Origin of the sequence: Marinobacter daepoensis DSM 16072 (genome assembly GCF_000421165.1) — a bacterium.
GTDB classification, from domain to species: Bacteria; Pseudomonadota; Gammaproteobacteria; order Pseudomonadales; family Oleiphilaceae; genus Marinobacter; species Marinobacter daepoensis.
In genome coordinates this window covers 39,918-57,324 of the sequence record NZ_ATWI01000016.1, presented here as the reverse complement: position 1 = coordinate 57,324, position 17,407 = coordinate 39,918, and the positions used below count along the sequence as shown (strand labels likewise).

The following is a 17,407-nucleotide window of genomic DNA, read 5'->3' as shown; positions in this document are numbered from 1 at the left end:
GTCAGCCCTGCTCGTATTCCTGAACCAGCACACTCAGGAAGTACATGCCGGCTGAGCTAAGAAAATAACGATCCGGGCCTGTTCGGAACACAACATGACGCTTTTCCAGATAATCCAGGGCTTCGCTCAGTCCTTTTTCAAAGCGGGCAGCCCGTAACATCTCCTGATACTCCTCATCGCCCCCCAGCACGGCAAGGTCCTGCTCATTCAACCCCGCCTCCGGTCTTGCCAGATAATCCAGATCCCGTCCGCTGCGAGCGAAATAGCGACCAATCACCAGTAAAACAACCTGAACCCGAAAAGCATTTTCATCATGCTCTTCGTTGTCTTCGTCGCTGCTTTCTTTGAGGAAAAAGAAGGCGCCGGTTTCGTTGAAAACCAACTCGCTGCCCAAATGTTCGTACAACGTCCGGAAATGGGACAAGTGATTGTAAAGCAGGTTATAAAGCGGGTTAGGCCTCAACTCGGCCCCATTGCCATCCCAGACTTCGCGCACAATCACACGTCCAGCCTGGAACTCCCTGTAAACGGCGGCACTTTGGGTCGGAAGAATCCGATCAAAGTCCGAGGTGTTGCCCGGTGTGCGTGAGGCATCCAGAGCATCAGAAAAATCAGGCATGAGGTTACTCTTCTGTGAAGTCCAGGGAAGCCGCTTCTAACCGGCGTTTACGATAAACAAACTGATCACTCGCGGTGGACGGTTCGAGAATACGGAACCGGTTGGTCGTCACCACCCGCATTCCCTCCGGCGGAGAATGCACCAAGCGGTTCAGCGCAGCCAGCAGATCCGGGAACCGATAACCGGGTATAAAACCCTCCAGCCGGCCATGTAGCTCTCTGACCAGATCCCCGGTTGGCCGCAGATCCAGCGTTTCCAGCCACTGGTACAGCTGGTTTATACGCTGCACATCGATCCGAGCTCCCCGACCACTGCCGCCAACCTCCTGCAGAACCGGAATTTCAGCCTTCCGGCGCAAGTCATTCCGGCGCAGGGCCAGTTCACTAAACAGTAACTGGTAGTAGCTTGAAGACTGGCCGAAAGCATAGTGGCGGGGCCTTGGCTGGGAGCGAAGCCCCACCAGGAATCCGTTGGCGCGGGCAAAATCACTGCCTTCCAGCCATTTCCGGCGCAGACTCAGAGTCTCGGTATCGTCTTTCAGAACACGCAACTGCCCGAAGAAATGCTCCATGGCGTTGTACTGCACCATTCCCCGGCGAGTCTTCCTCAGAAAATGTTCAACTTCCTGAGCGACGGCCTGAATGGGCTTGTACAAGGCATTCAGACTGATGGATGAGCGAAAAATCTGATCTGCCAGACTGTGATCGTCGTGATCCTCCAGCAATCGAACCATCACACTCAAGGTTTCAAACAGGTTGCTGCCATCCGGGAGCCGGGTGTCAGGGTTCAGGAACACCAGTGTGGGCTTGATGTGCCGTTCGTAAAGGGTCACGATCTGCTCAAACAGGTTATGCCGGAACTCCAGATATTTCTCCGGCGCCCGACTGGCGTCGCCTGACAGGTCAGCCAACTGGGCGCTGATGGTCTGCATTCGCAACACGTTCTGGCGTAACAAACCAATCAACTGACTGACCCGCTCATTCAGATCATCCCGTAATTCCGTGTAATCCGGGTCAGCGCTGCTGAAGCTGCTGGTTTCCAGCCGGTTACGAACGTCTCTCAACGTCACCAGATGACCACGCAGCCGCGCATCCGTCAGCTCCTGATAGAGCGAGGCATTACAGGCCCGCATCAGATTAATCAGGGCATCCTGAAACACCAGACGCCGCTCTCCCTCCGCCTTGATGATGTCGATAATCAGGCCGCTGCGAAACAGATTGTCCGTGTTCATGGCCAGCCGCACCCGCTCGCGGTCTGCCCGGCCGAGATTCCGGCTGTAATCCATGACTTCTGAAACCAGATCGCTCTCACGAATGTAGCGGGCGTCATTCCGATCCATCCGCTCAATCATCCGGAACAGAATGTTCGGGTGCTCGAACAGAAGCCGCGTTGTGTCCAGTGTGCTGAAACGTTTACTCATTCGCAGGTTCCAGCAGGCTGTTCTGGGTCTGGTCTACCCACTGGCTGAGGCCATCACCACTCGTAAAGCCTTCTGCGCCGCCCCAGAAAACCAGAGTGCGCTGCGGACTGTATGGCCTGGCCGTTCTCATCTGCCCCACCTCCAGGTGGCGGCCAATCAGGTAAATTACCTCAGCACTGGCGCTGTGAGTTGCGGCAGAGAACAGATTGAATCCCTGTTTGCCCAGCCGGTCCAACAGCGATGGCATCTGGCTGATGTCCACGCTTGCCAGTTCGTCCAGCACCATCGGAAAGGACAACTGGACACCCGGGTAAAGCACCCGTTTGAGCAGTCGATAAACGAGTTCCAGATTGATCAGCGCCGTGGTAGAGGTAGACTGCCCTTTCTTATCCAGACCCACTGCATTCTCCTTGCGAGTGCGGTAAGAAATGCCCGTGATCACTTTATCCATAGTCAGGCGTTTGTTACCGCCCTGCTCACCGAAAAAGTCTGCCACAAACACCCGCAAACGATCGTAGAACGCGTCGGACTGCAACTGATGCCCATAAGGGTCGATGTTATTAGCTTCTTCGACAAGATTGCGGAATTTTGGGTCGGTGTGAATATCAACACGAATCTCAACCAGGTCGTTAATGCGGACCCCGTCCAGTTCCCGGTTCAGTTGCGATTCGAAACGGGCAATGTGTTCGTGATTGGATTTCAGAGCCTGCCGGTAGCTGGCGACGGTTTCGTTGTGAATCGCAATCTGCTCTTCCAGCACACGCCACCGTTCAATCATGCCCGCAAAAAGATCCGAAAGACTCTTGAAGGCCTCCCGGATCACCGAGGAAGAGGGGCTGTCTTTCTGCAACTCCCCATCGCTGTCCTCATGAATGCCCAGGTACACAAACTGCCGCAGGTGGTCGAGAATGGAACGACGCCGCTCTTCCAGGTGATCCAGATGAGCCTGAAGGTCATCAAACGTCGAGACGGATACTTCATCCACTGTCAGTGCCTGTTCCGCCTTCACCACCTTCAGATGCGGAAAACGGTGTTCAACGGTGGCAACGCTTCGGCTCAGGCCTGCCAATTCCCGCTCACGCTCTTCAATGCGCTCTTTCTCTGCTTTGGCGTTACCAGCCTTTCGAGTCAGCGCATCCTGTTTCTCATGCTCTTGCTCACCCTGCTCCGCCAGTTTGGCGAGCTGCTCTTCTGCGGCCAGTTTTTCCTCGGTGGCGTCCTTCAACGTAGTCTCGGCAGCCGGATACCGCCTCAAGGTCTCAAGGTCTTTCTCGATGGCCCGGATTTCCTTCTCCGTTCGCTCAATCAGGCGGGGCCGGTCGTGTTCCTGGTTAGCCGTGTCTGACAACTCTGACCATTCTCTCTCCAGACCATTCAGCTCTCCTTCAAGGCGCTGGCGCTGATCGGCAAAGTTTGCCTGTCTGGCCGGCTCCGCCCGATACTCGGTATCAAACCAGTCGTATCCCCGAGCACCGGGAACAAACAACCGGGCGAAAGCCTCAATCGCTGCTTTACTGCCCGCATCCAGATCCTGCCCCGGGCTGGCCATCATCAGCCGGGGGTCCACCGCCCGCAGTGGCGCAGCCGTGGCTTCGTCAAGCTGGTTCTGTAACTGCCACTTCTGTTTGCTTTCCCGGTCCTTCAGGCTGACAAGCTTGTGGTTCAGGTCCTGCTTTTTGCGCTGAATCTCTGCAAGACGGATTTCTGCCTGAGCGGCACTTCTGAGGGCCGCCAGATGCGCCCGCCTGCCCTCAAGCTCTTCTCTCTGTATATTTTCAATGTCTTGGAGCGACATCTCGCCGTATTGAGAGACCAGCAAATCACCGTCTTTCTGGCTCTGCTCAGCCTGCTTGATGCGCCGCTCAGCAGAACGGATTTCTCCCTTCAGACTGCTGGTTTCCTGCTCCAGATTTTTCAAGGTCTGCAGCACGTGGCGCAACGTCTGATTCTGGTCGTTGTATACGTCCAGCGCTTTTTGTCGCTTGACCCCGATTTCCTGAAGGCCATTCGAAACCCCATCCCGAAACGCGGCAAATTCGTGCTGGGTTCGCAGCAAATGCTGGTAGGCCTGGTAGTCCCGGTTCAGTTTCTCAAAACGCGGACGCTCTTTTTCAATCCGGTTAAACTGAAGCTGCTGCTGTTTCAGTTGATCGTGACGGTTGAGAAAATCGTCAATATTGAAATCAAAGGCATCGTCGACAAACTTCTTGTCGGCCTCAATGATGCTGGCCACCGCGTTGGCCATGGCCCGGTCGTCCGCTTTCATCTCGAACAACAGCAATATCAGAGTACGTAGCGACTGCACCCGGCGTTCATCAGACTCCCCCAAAGGCAGCACGGAATATCGCACGGCCTCGGCGTTCATCAACTCACTGCTGTAAAGCATGGACTTGAGCTTTGCCGGGTCGTTGACCAATCGAGTGTCTTTTGAAAGTTTTTTCAATGCTCCGGAAAGCCGGCTGAACGAAAGTTCGGGCACGGCCTGGCCGATTCCCTCGTCGTCCTCGCCATTCCAGAACAGGGGCCGAAGCTGGTCATAATTCACCGGCACAAACGCCCGGCCGTAGCTGAGCTGACTGGCATTGTCACGGTACAGAATCTGGCAATGAGTGCCGGCAGGATTGTCAGCCTCCATGATCAGAAAACTGAACTGGCTTGGAAAATAGTGTTGGTAACTTTCTTCATTGGAATAGAAGCTACCAGCACTGGCGTTGCGGAACGCAAACTTCTTCCGGCTGTTCCTGAAATTGTTTTCCGGCAGCAAAAACAGGCGCAAGGAGTTCAGAAGACTGGATTTCCCAAGGTTTCCCGGCCCCAGAATCAAGCCATGGTTGTCCACCGGGATTTCGACGTAACAGAAGCCTGCGGAATCCACCAGCACGAGGCGGCGGATACCAAAAGCAAATGCGCCGGGGCTTGAGTGCGAATCAGTCATTCAGAATCATCTCCTGCTCCATGAATTTACCCGTACTCCGGAAGGCCTGGGCCAGTGGCCCAAAGCCCAGATCTTCCGCCAGCAATACGGCTCGTGTAAACCGTTCGGTGGTTTCGGGGGTTTTGCGAAAGCACGCCAGCCAGGGCCGCCAGTCCGACGGCTGCAGATACTGCGCTTTACGGCCCAGGGTCGCCTGGACGGTTCTGAACATCTGCAACCCGCCTGCATCGTAGTCGAAAGCACACAGGACTTCATCGTAGCCCGCCAACCAATCGACATCGGCCCGCCGCGTGATCCGGTTGCCACTGCCGAACACCACATCACAATCCGACAACGTCAGCGGCTTTCCAAGACAATCACTGGCGTAGGCCAGCATCCATTGGTAGTGGTAAAAATTAGTTTCGTTTTCAACCACCAGCACCCGAGGGGCTGGCTGAAAGGCTGTGGCAACGGACTGCCCGGTGTTGACGACAACATCCGGTCGGCTATCCGACAGCGCCTTGTGATACACCAGCAAAAAACTGACGCCGGTCGTGTGACGATGGGAGTCTCCTTTACTGGCCGCTTCGGCCCGACTCAAAGGCACAACCATCTGTTGCTGAAGAGCTTCGAAGGCTTGCTGATCCAACACTGTCACCCTCCATCGGTTTGGGGAAACGCGTTTGGTTGCAAATAACGCCCTGCTCTGACGTCTGAAAGGCTCCGGCAGTTTTTTCAGAAAGGCCTCATAGTTGATTGCCTGGCCCTTAAGGATTTTCTCGAGGTAGTCGTTCAATGGCTCACCTGTTGCCGCCTTGATAAACTTGCCGGAAAGTTTACAACCCGAGGCAGATTATGTCCCTGAAGTACCGCGTGATCCCCGTGACCCCATTCGAACAAAACTGCACTCTGCTCTGGTGCACCGAGACCTGCAAAGCCGCCGTCGTCGACCCGGGAGGCGATCTTGACCGAATTCGGGCCGCCGTGAAGGCCGAAGCAATCACACTGGAAAAAATTCTGCTCACTCATGCCCATATTGATCATGCTGGCGGCACCGCAGAGCTGGCGAAATCGGAAGGGGTCGAGATCATCGGCCCGCACAAAGACGATGATTTCTGGATTCAGGGCCTGGCCATGCAGGCACAGATGTTCGGATTCCCGGCACCAGAGGTGTTTTCACCAGATCGCTGGCTGGAAGATGGCGACACCGTGTCCATCGGACATGAGAGCCTGTCGGTCCTGCATTGTCCAGGCCACACACCCGGCCATGTGGTGTTCTTTCACCCAGACTCAAAGCTGGCTCAGGTGGGCGACGTCCTCTTCAACGGCTCTATTGGCCGCACCGATTTCCCAAAAGGCGACTATAACACTCTGATCCATTCCATTCGGGAAAAGCTCTTTCCTCTGGGTGATGATGTGAATTTCATCTGTGGCCACGGCCCTATGTCAACGTTTGGCCAGGAACGCACCACCAACCCATTCGTGTCCGATCACCGGGGCTGAACGCCCCGGCAAGAGCCTCTCCGGCTCAGCTTTGGGCCAGGCGGAACTGTTCGATGGTTTTTCGCAGAGTCTCCGCCATGGCCAGAAGATCACCGGCAATCCGCGCCGTTTCCTGAGCGTCGCTGGAGGTCTGTTCGGCAGAGCGACTGATTTCGATCACGTTCTGGTTGATGGAATCGGACACCTCACTCTGCTCGTTGGCTGCGCTTTCCATTTCCTCATTCAGCCCCGTGATCTCACGCACGGCAGCCGCTATGGTCTGCAGCTCGGTTTCAACTTTCAGGATGGAATCTACCTGATGCTGAGCAAGCTCAGAGGCATGGCGCATGGTGCCAACGCAATCCACTACTTCTTTCTTCAGGCCCTCTATGGTCTGACGAATCTCCTCGGTGGATGCCTGGGTTCGGGATGCCAGAGCACGAACCTCATCTGCGACAACCGCAAAGCCACGCCCCTGCTCTCCGGCTCTCGCCGCTTCAATGGCCGCATTCAATGCCAGCAGGTTGGTTTGGTCCGCGATCTCGGAAATCAGCTCCAGGCGGGAGGCCATTTCGCTCGTGCGCTGGTCTAGTTGCTCAATGCGCTGCGCTCCGTTCTGAACCTCCGCGTTCAGGGATTCTATGCCCTGAACCGCATTGCGGGCCAACTGCTCCCCGGTTTGCGCAGAACCTGCGGTATCGGCCGACTTGCGTGCTGTTGTCACTGCATTCTCGCGAACCTGAACCGCCGAAGCAGCCATTTCCGTTGTTGCGCTTGCAACCTGATCCGTGTTGTCTTTCTGGGCAAGCACCTCTCGCTCCGTTGTCTCGGCCTTTCCTGCGATGGTGCGAGCCGCGGCTTCTACCTGCTCGGCATTGTCCATAACGGTATGCATACTGGCGCGGATTTTGGCCACCATACGATTAAACGCGCGGGAAACCGACCCGATCTCGTCGTTTCTGGTGACCTCAAGCTCAATGGACAGGTCGGAATTGCGGGAGATCTCGTCCATGCGGTCGTGGAGTCTTCGCAGCCTGGAAAAAACAAGGCGCCCCAGAACCACGGCTGTCAGTACAAAAATACCCACAAAAATCAGAATCTGGATACCTCCACTGACCATCAACTGCTGTTGCAGGCGAGTGTCGCTCTTAGCCAACGAGTAATCGACCCGGATCGCCCCAAGAACGTCACCTTCGCTGGCCTGATGGCAACCGAGACAATTGACGCCCTGATAGTTGGCGCTGGCGATCACCGGTTCGATCAGAGTATAGACACGGCCGTCCTCATTCTCGGAATAGTGCTCAACACGGTCACCGCCGAGTGCCTGCCTGTCGAGCGGTTCACGACGCTGCTCGGCTGCATTCCCTGCACCATACATAGCGTTGAGCTGGTCGCTGCGAATCACCCGGACATCAAGAACATCCTCCGGAGCCATCACCTTCTCCCGCAGCACATCACGATTGCCGATGGTCCCCGTCACCATCATTGTGTTCAGACCATCAAAGAAGGACTTGGCGAGACCATCCACGTATTTATGACTGTATTCTTCAAGATGGGCACGCTGGGACTGGGCGCTGTACACAACGGTAAACACCAGAATGACAGTGAAGGCCGCTGCCAGCGCTGCCAACAATAGAAAACGGATGGAATATTGTTTTTTCATGTTACCCCGACAACGGACGGTGATCTGGACATCCAATGATAATGACGGCGAATTGGCACATAACTTTATAGACATGCATCAATTATTTTATGACTCAGGTCATCCCAGGCCTCGCCTCAGGACATTTATTGCAGTTTTTCACATTCGATGCTTCGCTTGCGGCCCGGTTCTTATCCGTATTGGCCCGGAATCTGCTTTAGTACCGAGAACAGCAGGTCCGCCAGGCAAAATCCGGCAGTTTTTTTCCGGCTAAGAGGAGGCACGAAGCCATGTCATTGCTGACATCATTGATACAAGCCAGCTCGCGTTTCCAGCAAGCCATGGATGCCCGTGCAGAACGTCGCGATGTTCCCGGCGAAAAGCCGGGGGCGATCCCGGCCCCCAACCACGAACCCAAGAGCGACAGCGGGGATCGTTTCACGCGGTCTCCGCAACCGGGAGACGACCAGGCCAGCCAGAAAACACGCCTCCTGCCTCTGACCCAGTACAAGCAGACCGTAGCGCAGGACCTCTCTCACGTTCGCGAGACCCTGCGGCATAAACTTGCCGAGTACAATGTCCACCCGGCAACCGCCCTGAACGTCAGCAAAAATGAACAAGGCGGTATCAGGCTCGAAGGAAACCTACCCGATCAGATCCGGGAAAGGATGCAGCAGGATCTGGACAACAACCGGGGGTTTGCCGAAGCCCTGGCCCGCCTGAGCAAGACAGAGCCCACACTCCACTTCATGGATAATGCGCTAAAACTCAACCAGGCCTACGGTGTACACAATACCTTGCTGGATGCGCTGGTCAGCGAGAACCAGCAGTTCAACGGACTCCAGGATGTCATTCATCGTTACGACAACCTGCGCCGCACGGTCGGCCCCACCGAAATGGCCGCAGCGCCCGCCGGGCGTTATGCCTTCAGCCTGAATACCAGAGCATAACGCCCTGGTACTCGAAATCCGGACTCAGTCCTGAAAGGGAGAAGGGTCGCCCTTGCCTACCCGCGTTACCTCCGGCACATCTCCGGTGAAGTTAACAACGGTGGTTGGCTCCATCCCACAGAACCCGCCGTCAATAATCAGGTCGAGCTCGTGTTCCAGCGTTTCCCGGATATCGTAGGGATCCGTCATCGGCTCGGCCTCACCCGGCAGAATCAGCGTACTGCTCATGATCGGCTCACCAAGTTCTCCCAGCAGTTCACGGACAATTTCATTGTCTGGTACCCGAACCCCGATGGACCGCCGCTTGGGATGCAGCAAACGACGCGGCACCTCGCTTGTGGCATCAAGAATGAACGTGTAAGGCCCGGGTGTGAAGTTTTTCAGCAACCGGTACTGGGTGTTATCAACCTTCGCGTAGACACCAATGTCTGACAGGTCCCGACACACCAGCGTAAAGTTGTGCTTGTCGTCCAGGCGACGGATCCGTTTTATCCTGTCTGCGGCCTGCTTGTCACCCAAATGGCATCCCAATGCGTAACCGGAATCTGTGGGGTACACAATGACGCCACCTTTACGCAGAATTTCAACGGCTTGTTTGATCAGGCGTTTCTGTGGTGTTTCCGGGTGAATCTGAAAAAACTGGCTCATCCGTTAGCTCCCTGTTGAAGCTTTTTGTCCATGCCCGAATCCCCTTTCGAGCCCCCCATGCAGTTGGGTGAATCCGGAGTCGCCCCACCACTGGCCTGCCACTCCTCCGGTGTATAAAGATGCAAAGCCAACGCGTGCACCGGGCCCGCCAATTCTTCCGCCAGTACCTTGTAGATTGCCTGATGGCGCCGCACCTTCATCTGGCCTTCAAAATCTGCCGACACCAGCGTCACCTTGAAATGGGTTTCCGAATTGGGTGGCACTGAGTGCATGTGGCTTTCGTTTTCCACCACAAGCACGTTTGCGTCAAACCCGTTGACCAGTTTCTCCTCAATGCTTTTCTGTACTTTCATCATTCACTAGCTCCTACCATAAGCATAATACTGGCCTGTCGCGGCGACCAACCACACCAGTCTACTACACTACACCCCGGAACCCTTGACACCCAAGCACCAAACCGACACATTCCCCTGCCAGCAATCAACCCCAGATACCCATGCACCTGTATATTGCCGAAAAACCGAGCCTGGCCAGAGCCATTGTGGCAGCCCTTCCCACTCCTCACGAAAAAGGTCAGGGCTGGATACGCTGCGGCAAAGGCCCCGAAGCAGCCACAGTCAGCTGGTGCATCGGCCACCTGCTGGAGCCTGCAGAACCTGCTCGTTACAACCCTTCCTGGAAAAAATGGCGTCTTGAAGACCTGCCCATGTTTCCAGATCCATGGCAACTGGTTCCCAAAGACGGCGTGCGCCAACAATTCCGGGTACTTGAAGCCCTGATCCGCCAGGCGGACCTGATTACCCATGCCGGAGATCCGGATCGCGAGGGTCAGCTGCTGGTGGACGAAATTATTCGCTATGTCGGGGCAAAAGTGCCGGTCAAGCGGGTTCTGATCAACGACCTCACCCCCAAGGCGGTGGCCCGGGCGATTCAGGCGCCCAAGGACAACAGGGACTTTCGCCCCCTGTCCCATTCAGCCCTGGCCCGGCAGCGGGCGGACTGGCTTTACGGCATCAACCTTACCCGCTTCTACACCCTCAGTTATCAGAGTCAGGGGGAGCAGGGCGTCTACTCCGTGGGGCGGGTGCAAACACCTGTCCTCGGGTTGGTCGTTGAACGCGACAATACTATTGAACATTTCGAACCCAAACCCTGGTACCGTGTCGAAGCGACGTTTCAGGCCAGCGAGCCAGAAGCAGACCCGCGACCGTTTACAGCACGCTGGCTACCCAGTGAGGACTTTCAGCAATATCTCGATGAAGAAAACCGGCTGCTGAACGCCTCCGTTGCCTCGCAGATCGTTGCGGCGGTTCATGGTCGCCCCGGGCGAATCACAGAGGCTCGCTTCCGGGACCGCCCCGAAGCACCGCCACTTCCTCTCTCACTATCGGCCCTGCAAATTGAAGCCGGCCGTCTGTACCGCATGGGAGCAAAAGAGGTCCTTGATACCGCCCAGAACCTCTATGAGCGCCATCAGCTGATCACCTACCCGCGGTCGGATTGCCGGTACTTGCCAGAGGAGCACTTTGGGCAGAGAAAGCAGGTTATCCAAGCCATAGGCCGGGTGTCTCCGGAGCTGGCCGGATTCTGCGACTCCACTGAGGCCGAGCGCCGATCCGCCGCCTGGAATGACAAAAAAGTCGAAGCGCACCACGCCATTATTCCAACCGTTCGCCCTACCGCGAATGGAAAACTGTCGCCTTCGGAACAGAAAGTCTACGACCTGATCAGCCGCTATTACCTGATGCAGTTCGCTCCGGACGCCGTCCATCGCGAAGGTCGGCTGACCGTGGCGGTGCAGGAACATCAGTTCAGGGCCACCGAGACCGCCGTTGCCGAAGCTGGCTGGAAGGCTCTGGAAATCCGTAGAAAAGAGCCCGGTCAGGAGCCTGAGAAGCCGCCACTTCCCCGACTGGAAAGAGACGACCCGGTCCTCTGCAACAACGCGCAGACCAACGAACGAAAAACCCAGCCACCCAAGCATTTTACCGACGCTACGCTGCTCTCTGCGATGACCAACATTGCCCGATTTGTAGCTGACAGTGAACTTAGAAAAACACTTCGGGAAACGGATGGACTGGGAACGGAAGCAACCCGTGCAGCCATTATTGATACGCTGTTTCGCCGGGAATATCTGTTCCGGGACAAGCGGTTCATTCGCGCCACCGAAAAAGGTAAATCGCTGATTGCCGCGCTACCGCCATCCATCCGTACGCCAGACCGGACAGCCGTGTGGGAAGCCACTCTGGAAAGCATTCGTCGTGGAGAAGACGATCCAAGGCTTTTTCTGGAAACGCTCAAACGGGAAATCCGCGAACTGATGGATCGGCGTCAGACGCCGGATTCTGGCGCCCTGACCTCAGAACCCGCCCTGCACTGTCCTAAATGCAGGGCTCCTATGGTCAGGAGAGACGGTAAGTTCGGTGCCTTTTTTGCCTGCACACGATACCCGTCCTGCAACGGTACACGCCCCCTGGAAGACCACCAGCCCCAGGACGGCACCAGCCAGAAACCAGTGCCCTGCCCCCACTGTTTTTCCCCGCTGGTACGAAGACACAGCAAAAAAGGCTGGTTCTGGGGCTGCAGTAATTTCCCGGCCTGCCGACAAACAGTGAATGACGTCAATGGAAAACCGGATTTGGGCTTACGGAATTCTACATAACGATACTGAATGAGAACCCATTTTTTGGGATAATTCCGTGATTGCACGGTACCTTCACCCCACACCAGTGCAACTGCAACGGAACACCCAACCAGGCAAAACGACCGAGGGCCAGGATCAATGCGTATTGCTCTGCTGGAAGACGAACACGAACAGGCGCAGCACGTACAGGCCATCCTCTCAGAAAGAGGGCACCACTGTGACAGCTTTCCAACCGGTCAGTCTTTCCTCGGGGCGATACTGCACCGTAGCTATGATCTCATCATTCTGGATTGGCAGATTCCGGATATGACCGGCATCGAAGTACTGGAGAACGTCCGGGCCCAACTGAACTGGCCGGTTCCAGCCATCTTCCTGACCCAGCGAGACAGTGAAACCGACATCGTTCGTGCTTTGGACGCAGGCGCCGATGACTACATTTCCAAACCGGCCCGGGCGGCCGAACTGGTCGCACGCATCAACGCCCTGGCGCGCCGCTCCAATCCAGAGAGCGAAAAAGAAATGCTGGTATACGGCCCCTTCGAGATCAATACCGGACAACGCACAATCCAGCTTCACGGTGAACCACTGTCGCTCACTGACAAGGATTTTGACCTCACCCTGTTCCTGTTCCAGAACCAGGGCCGCCTGCTTACCCGTGAGATGCTTCTGGAACGCGTCTGGGGGCTGACCCGGGACATAAACACCCGAACCGTGGATACCCATATGAGCCGGCTACGGAGAAGGCTGGGGCTCAACCCCGAAAACGGATTTCGCATCAAAACCATCTATCAGCGCGGCTACAGGCTCGAGGCCATCAAGCCCGGTGACATGAACGAGATTCGGAACAACCACATTGCCGATGCCTGACATTATCAGTAACCATCTGCGGACACTCATTTTCGCGGCTGTTACCGCGTTAATACCCGTCTCACTGGCAGCAGAACTTTCCATTGCACGAGGTTCTGCCTCCACCGCATCATCCTCTCAGGGAAGCGCCCCGGAATGGGTCTATGCCCTGCGCCCGGGAGACTCCATTGCCAGCGTCGTTCAGACCCTGCTCTCTGAGAACGCCAGTCGCCAACGCTTACTGGAACACAATGGTCTGGCCAGCAATACCGAACTGAGTGTCGGCGACACACTCCGAATTCCCGTCAACTGGCTCAAGAGACAGCCCGAACCGGCCCGCGTGATTTCGGTCACCGGCCATGTACAACACATTTCCGGGATTGACGGGCGCAAACTCCCTCTGGCCAAAGACTCCGTGGTTCGGGTGGGCGATGAAATTCTCTCCGGCGCCGGCTCTGCAACGGTTGGATTGGCCGATGGCTCAGAGCTCCGGATTTCCCCGAATTCCCGCTTGATGTTTAATCGCCTCACCCAGTATGGAAAGTCCGGGATGGTTGATACCCGGCTTCGTCTTCAGCGGGGAGAAGTCCACACCCGGGTTCAGCCGATCATAGAAGGCGGCGCCCGTTTCGAAATTGAGACCCCATCTGCCGTTGCCGCTGTCCGGGGCACAGTGTTTACCTTGCGAGCCAGTGCCACCGGTAGCCGTGTTCAGGTGACGGAAGGCGTGGTGGATTTCGGAAAACCGGGAATGACCCGCCGCATCCCAGCCGGCTATGGCGCCAGCGTCTCCACTGTAGACAGCGGCTCTCTGGAGATTCGCCAGCTCCCGCCGGCCCCCACCATCACGCCGCTGCCCCCGGTCCTGAACCGGCTACCTGCAGAACTTACCTGGCAAGCCAACGGCTTCCCCACTTACCGACTGGACATTTTTGACCAGAGATCCGGCACCTGGGTGCAAAGCCGGGAAGTCACCGACACCCACTTTGACATCGCCCAACTCGACAACGGCTCCTACGAAATTCATCTGGCGGCACTGGATCGCCAGGGTATCGCGGGCATGCCGGAGATTGCAGAGCTGGAAGTTGATCTTCAGGCCCGAAGCCCCGACCTCACAGCACCAGCCGACGGGGAAAGCGTGAACGATGATATGCCCGAATTCCTGTGGCAGCTAAACGGGACCAACGAGGTCGCTCGCGTGGAAATCTCGGAAGACGAGAGCTTTCGCAGGCTCGTGACAACCAGCGAATGGGCTCCGGAGAACCGGGCCTTGCCCTCTCGCCCGCTCAGCCCCGGGCAATATTACTGGCGGGTGGTTACGGAAGCCGGTGGCAGCTCAGTTGCCACCTCCTCACCCCGAAAACTCATCGTGAACGGCACGCTTCCCCCCGTTCGAATCATCAGCGTCAATTACCTGGACAATCAGGTTCGGGTGTTCTGGGAGAGCGTTGAGCAGGCCGTCGACTACCGGCTGCAGCTGTCGGAGGAGCCCGGGTTTCGCAACATTATCAAGGAAGCCGACATCTCAGACACCACAGCGGCCTTGCGTCTGATTCCCGGAAGAAGGTATTTTGTCCGCGTTAAAGCCCTCTCCGAGGGCCCGCTAGCCAGTCGCTGGGGCCCTGGCAGGGAGCTGTATCTCGACTAATACCGAACGACATAAAGGCCAATGCGAAGGGACTGGTTACCAATAAAAACAACACCCTGGTCCTTGGGCCTGATGCTTGTTATCGCCCTGGTTATGATCCAGGCTACAAAGCTACCCGATCCTCTGAACGACTGGGTCTACGACCGGGCCATCACCGCCTGGCCAGCGCCAGTGGACAACAACGTTGTCATTATCGCGATAGACGAGTTCAGCCTGGAACAACTGGGGCGCTGGCCCTGGGACCGGGACCTCCATGCCTCCCTGATCGACAAGCTGCATCAGGCCGGCGCAGCCACCGTTGTTATGGACATACTCTTTACAGAGCCCGGCTCCGGCGACAACGCACTGGCCGAAGCCATGGAACGCCATGGCCGCGTCGCCTTGCCGGTCTACCTCTCGGCCCCTACCCGGGGACGCATGATCACCGAGCATCTGCCCACGGCGAGCCTGACACGTAAAACGGCCGCCCTGGGCCACGCCCACATCGAACTGGACAACGACGGCGTTGCCCGCGGCCTGTATTTATACAACGGACTGGCCGGACAACTCTGGCCCGCTCTGTCTCTGGCAGCCGAGCAACCGCACCCGAGACGGAGCAGCCCCCCACTCCCCGGTTACACCAATGTTCGCCAAGACTACCGTCTGGTGCCGCTGGCCGGGGGAGCCGGTACCATCCCAACTTACTCCTACGCCAACATTCTGAATTACCCAGTCATCAAGGATGAGTTCACGGGCAAGACAGTCTTTGTTGGCGCCACGGCCGCCGGCTTCGGTGACATTCTGCCCACGCCGTTTTCGGGGCTGAGCCGGCCGATGTCCGGGGTGGAGTTTCACGCGAACGTCTTCTCCGCCAGTCAACAACACCTCCTGATAAGCCAGGCACCAGACTGGGCCCCCCCCGGCCCTGAATCTTCTTGTCCTGCTTCTACTGGCACTCCTGCTACCCAAACTGCGCCCCGGGACCACATTACTGGCCTGCACCGCCCTTGCCGCCGGCCTGATAGTGGCCTACCTGATGATGCTGTTTGTGGTCAGAGTTCATCTTCCGGTTGCCAGCGCCCTTGTGCTGCCGATTGCAGCCATCCCCATCGCAAGCGGCCTCAGGCTGGCCATGACCAACCGCTTCATGAACCGCCAACTCGATGAAATGGCACAAACGCCACAACTCTCCCTGCCAGAACCATCCAACCGGCACCCGCAACAGCTTCTGACCCATCTTCAAGCCCTGTTTCACCCGCCCGGATGGTTACTGGCCAGTGATAACGAACTGCTCGAAGTGTCTGGCATGACGCTGGCCCAGGCGCCCCCTACCGAAGTACCCGGACACTGGCAACACCAGCAGAATCAGAGCTGGATAAAGCTGATTCGGGGAAACACCCGCTATCTGTTGGGCCTGACACTGCCAAACGACCTCAGTCGCGAGCTGATCCAGCTGTATCTGAACCAACTGGACCTGGATGGCCAGACCGGGAATCAAATCCGCCCGCGGCCCAGCGAAAACATTTCGGCCCGCATTCATAAGGTTCGGGCGGCAACTCGCAAACTGGGCGAAATGCAATCGTTCATCCGGCACAGCTTCGAGCATATGCCAGACGGCATCATTGTGACCGACGAACTCGGCGTTATCCGGTTTTCCAACCGGCATATTGAAGACTGGTTCCGCGAGCCTATGCCAAGCCTTAGCGGTATGCCACTGACCACCCTTCTGGAAGGCTATGACCCGCGAGACCAGCCCCCCTGGTACGAAATCATCTCAGAGACGCTGACGCTGCAGCAAAGCCGGAATGCAGACCTGACCGTTCACGGCAAAGATTTCCTGATCCACCTGGCACCATTTGCACTGCCGGATACCCGGCAGTTCGGCATCATCGCCAACATTTCCGATATTTCCGAACTCCGTGAACAGCAACGCCAGCACCGCGAAGCAATCGATTTTATTTCGCATGACGTTCGCTCGCCGCTCGTATCCCAGCTTGCCCTGATCGAACAGCTAAAACGCAACCCCGGCCATATCGAAGCCCGGCAGCTTGATCAGCTCGGACGATTGGCCCGGCGCAGCTACCAACTCGCGGAAGAGTTTGTCCAGCTCGCCCGTGCCGAACAGCTCACGGAAACCCGATTCTATGAATGTGAATTTCTGGCGATTGTGGAAAATGCCCGGGACAGCGTCTGCGAGCAGGCTCAGGAAAAGGGCATTTCAATCTTATTGACCGGAACGGAGGATCTCTGGCTGAAAGGCAATGCAGAACTGCTTGAACGGGCGGTCATCAATCTGCTGACCAATGCGGTGCAATACAGTCCCAGCGACTCGGCGATCAGCGTTCACGTCTATCAGGCAGCCCACCTCGCCTGCCTGGCGATTTCTGACGAAGGATATGGCATTGATCCTCAGGAACTGCCTTACCTGTTCGACCGCTACCATCGTCAAAAACGAAGTGAAGTCTCTGGCATACACGGAACAGGCCTTGGCCTGTCTTTCGTAAAAACCGTGGTTGAGAAACATCGGGGAGCCATCGCGGTTGATTCAAAACCGGATGAAGGCACCACATTCACCCTCAAACTCCCGATCGCCCACCCGATGCACTAACCTGACG

14 protein-coding genes are annotated in these 17,407 nt (G+C 56.8%); 7 read left to right on the top strand and 7 right to left on the bottom strand.

Annotated elements, in window-relative coordinates:
* Nucleotide 1: 1 nt before the first annotated feature.
* Genes K325_RS0117725 through K325_RS0117710 form a run of 4 tightly spaced genes read right to left on the bottom strand, consistent with a single transcriptional unit; the run spans nt 2 to nt 5,605 of the window.
* Nucleotides 2-619, bottom strand: coding sequence for a condensin complex protein MksE (locus K325_RS0117725; RefSeq protein WP_029655599.1), 618 nt, complete (start codon nt 617-619; stop codon nt 2-4).
* A 4-nt stretch (nt 620-623) separates the two neighbouring features.
* Nucleotides 624-2,039: a hypothetical protein gene (locus K325_RS0117720; RefSeq protein ID WP_029655598.1), complete on the bottom strand. Its 1,416-nt coding sequence runs from the start codon at nt 2,037-2,039 to the stop codon at nt 624-626.
* Nucleotides 2,032-4,974, bottom strand: a complete 2,943-nt coding sequence (locus tag K325_RS0117715) for a hypothetical protein (RefSeq protein WP_029655597.1) — start codon at nt 4,972-4,974, stop codon at nt 2,032-2,034. The genes K325_RS0117720 and K325_RS0117715 overlap by 8 nt, the downstream gene beginning before the upstream one ends.
* Entirely contained in the window at nt 4,967-5,605 is a 639-nt protein-coding gene (locus K325_RS0117710) for a Wadjet anti-phage system protein JetD domain-containing protein (RefSeq protein WP_228128490.1), read from the bottom strand. Before K325_RS0117710 ends, K325_RS0117715 begins: the two co-directional genes overlap by 8 nt.
* A 203-nt stretch (nt 5,606-5,808) precedes the next feature.
* Between K325_RS0117710 and K325_RS0117705 the strand changes: the two genes are divergently transcribed.
* A complete protein-coding gene (locus K325_RS0117705) occupies nt 5,809-6,456 on the top strand; it encodes an MBL fold metallo-hydrolase (protein ID WP_029655595.1) in 648 nt (215 codons plus the stop codon).
* A 25-nt stretch (nt 6,457-6,481) separates the two neighbouring features.
* Here K325_RS0117705 and K325_RS0117700 read toward each other — a convergent pair whose 3' ends face one another.
* Complete coding sequence (locus tag K325_RS0117700; protein WP_029655594.1) at nt 6,482-8,098, bottom strand: methyl-accepting chemotaxis protein; 1,617 nt, start codon at nt 8,096-8,098, stop codon at nt 6,482-6,484.
* Between the two features lie 269 nt (nt 8,099-8,367).
* On the opposite strand from K325_RS0117700, the gene K325_RS0117695 reads away from it, so the two are divergent.
* Nucleotides 8,368-9,027: a hypothetical protein gene (locus tag K325_RS0117695; protein WP_029655593.1), complete on the top strand. Its 660-nt coding sequence runs from the start codon at nt 8,368-8,370 to the stop codon at nt 9,025-9,027.
* A gap of 24 nt (nt 9,028-9,051) precedes the next feature.
* Here the strand turns inward: K325_RS0117695 and K325_RS0117690 are convergent, their stop codons facing one another.
* Both K325_RS0117690 and K325_RS0117685 read right to left on the bottom strand, forming a co-directional pair.
* Entirely contained in the window at nt 9,052-9,675 is a 624-nt protein-coding gene (locus tag K325_RS0117690) for an L-threonylcarbamoyladenylate synthase (RefSeq protein ID WP_029655592.1), read from the bottom strand.
* Complete coding sequence (locus K325_RS0117685; RefSeq protein ID WP_029655591.1) at nt 9,672-10,028, bottom strand: BolA family protein; 357 nt, start codon at nt 10,026-10,028, stop codon at nt 9,672-9,674. Before K325_RS0117685 ends, K325_RS0117690 begins: the two co-directional genes overlap by 4 nt.
* 143 nt (nt 10,029-10,171) lie before the next feature.
* On the opposite strand from K325_RS0117685, the gene K325_RS0117680 reads away from it, so the two are divergent.
* The 5 genes from K325_RS0117680 to K325_RS18845 all read left to right on the top strand — a co-directional run bounded on the left by K325_RS0117680 (nt 10,172) and on the right by K325_RS18845 (nt 17,400).
* On the top strand, nt 10,172-12,337 hold the full coding sequence (locus K325_RS0117680) for a DNA topoisomerase III (RefSeq protein ID WP_029655590.1): 2,166 nt from the start codon (nt 10,172-10,174) through the stop codon (nt 12,335-12,337).
* Nucleotides 12,338-12,457: 120 nt separating this feature from the next.
* The gene (locus K325_RS0117675; RefSeq protein WP_029655589.1) at nt 12,458-13,186 is read left to right on the top strand and encodes a response regulator transcription factor; all 729 of its coding nucleotides are present in this window, start codon (nt 12,458-12,460) and stop codon (nt 13,184-13,186) included.
* Nucleotides 13,179-14,813: a FecR family protein gene (locus tag K325_RS0117670; protein ID WP_029655588.1), complete on the top strand. Its 1,635-nt coding sequence runs from the start codon at nt 13,179-13,181 to the stop codon at nt 14,811-14,813. Before K325_RS0117675 ends, K325_RS0117670 begins: the two co-directional genes overlap by 8 nt.
* 72 nt (nt 14,814-14,885) lie before the next feature.
* A complete protein-coding gene (locus K325_RS18850; protein WP_228128489.1) occupies nt 14,886-15,959 on the top strand; it encodes a CHASE2 domain-containing protein in 1,074 nt (357 codons plus the stop codon).
* A complete protein-coding gene (locus K325_RS18845; protein WP_338047448.1) occupies nt 15,925-17,400 on the top strand; it encodes a PAS domain-containing sensor histidine kinase in 1,476 nt (491 codons plus the stop codon). The genes K325_RS18850 and K325_RS18845 overlap by 35 nt, the downstream gene beginning before the upstream one ends.
* Nucleotides 17,401-17,407: the final 7 nt, after the last annotated feature.

What these genes read in the sequence shown, in the direction of transcription:
- K325_RS0117725 (WP_029655599.1), bottom strand. Translation starts at nt 619, where the DNA reads ATGCCTGATTTTTCTGATGCTCTGGATGCCTCACGCACACCGGGCAAC.
- K325_RS0117720 (WP_029655598.1), bottom strand. Translation starts at nt 2,039, where the DNA reads ATGAGTAAACGTTTCAGCACACTGGACACAACGCGGCTTCTGTTCGAG.
- K325_RS0117715 (WP_029655597.1), bottom strand. Translation starts at nt 4,974, where the DNA reads ATGACTGATTCGCACTCAAGCCCCGGCGCATTTGCTTTTGGTATCCGC.
- K325_RS0117705 (WP_029655595.1), top strand. Translation starts at nt 5,809, where the DNA reads ATGTCCCTGAAGTACCGCGTGATCCCCGTGACCCCATTCGAACAAAAC.
- K325_RS0117700 (WP_029655594.1), bottom strand. Translation starts at nt 8,098, where the DNA reads ATGAAAAAACAATATTCCATCCGTTTTCTATTGTTGGCAGCGCTGGCA.
- K325_RS0117695 (WP_029655593.1), top strand. Translation starts at nt 8,368, where the DNA reads ATGTCATTGCTGACATCATTGATACAAGCCAGCTCGCGTTTCCAGCAA.
- K325_RS0117690 (WP_029655592.1), bottom strand. Translation starts at nt 9,675, where the DNA reads ATGAGCCAGTTTTTTCAGATTCACCCGGAAACACCACAGAAACGCCTG.
- K325_RS0117685 (WP_029655591.1), bottom strand. Translation starts at nt 10,028, where the DNA reads ATGAAAGTACAGAAAAGCATTGAGGAGAAACTGGTCAACGGGTTTGAC.
- K325_RS0117680 (WP_029655590.1), top strand. Translation starts at nt 10,172, where the DNA reads ATGCACCTGTATATTGCCGAAAAACCGAGCCTGGCCAGAGCCATTGTG.
- K325_RS0117675 (WP_029655589.1), top strand. Translation starts at nt 12,458, where the DNA reads ATGCGTATTGCTCTGCTGGAAGACGAACACGAACAGGCGCAGCACGTA.
- K325_RS0117670 (WP_029655588.1), top strand. Translation starts at nt 13,179, where the DNA reads ATGCCTGACATTATCAGTAACCATCTGCGGACACTCATTTTCGCGGCT.
- K325_RS18850 (WP_228128489.1), top strand. Translation starts at nt 14,886, where the DNA reads ATGCTTGTTATCGCCCTGGTTATGATCCAGGCTACAAAGCTACCCGAT.
- K325_RS18845 (WP_338047448.1), top strand. Translation starts at nt 15,925, where the DNA reads ATGACCAACCGCTTCATGAACCGCCAACTCGATGAAATGGCACAAACG.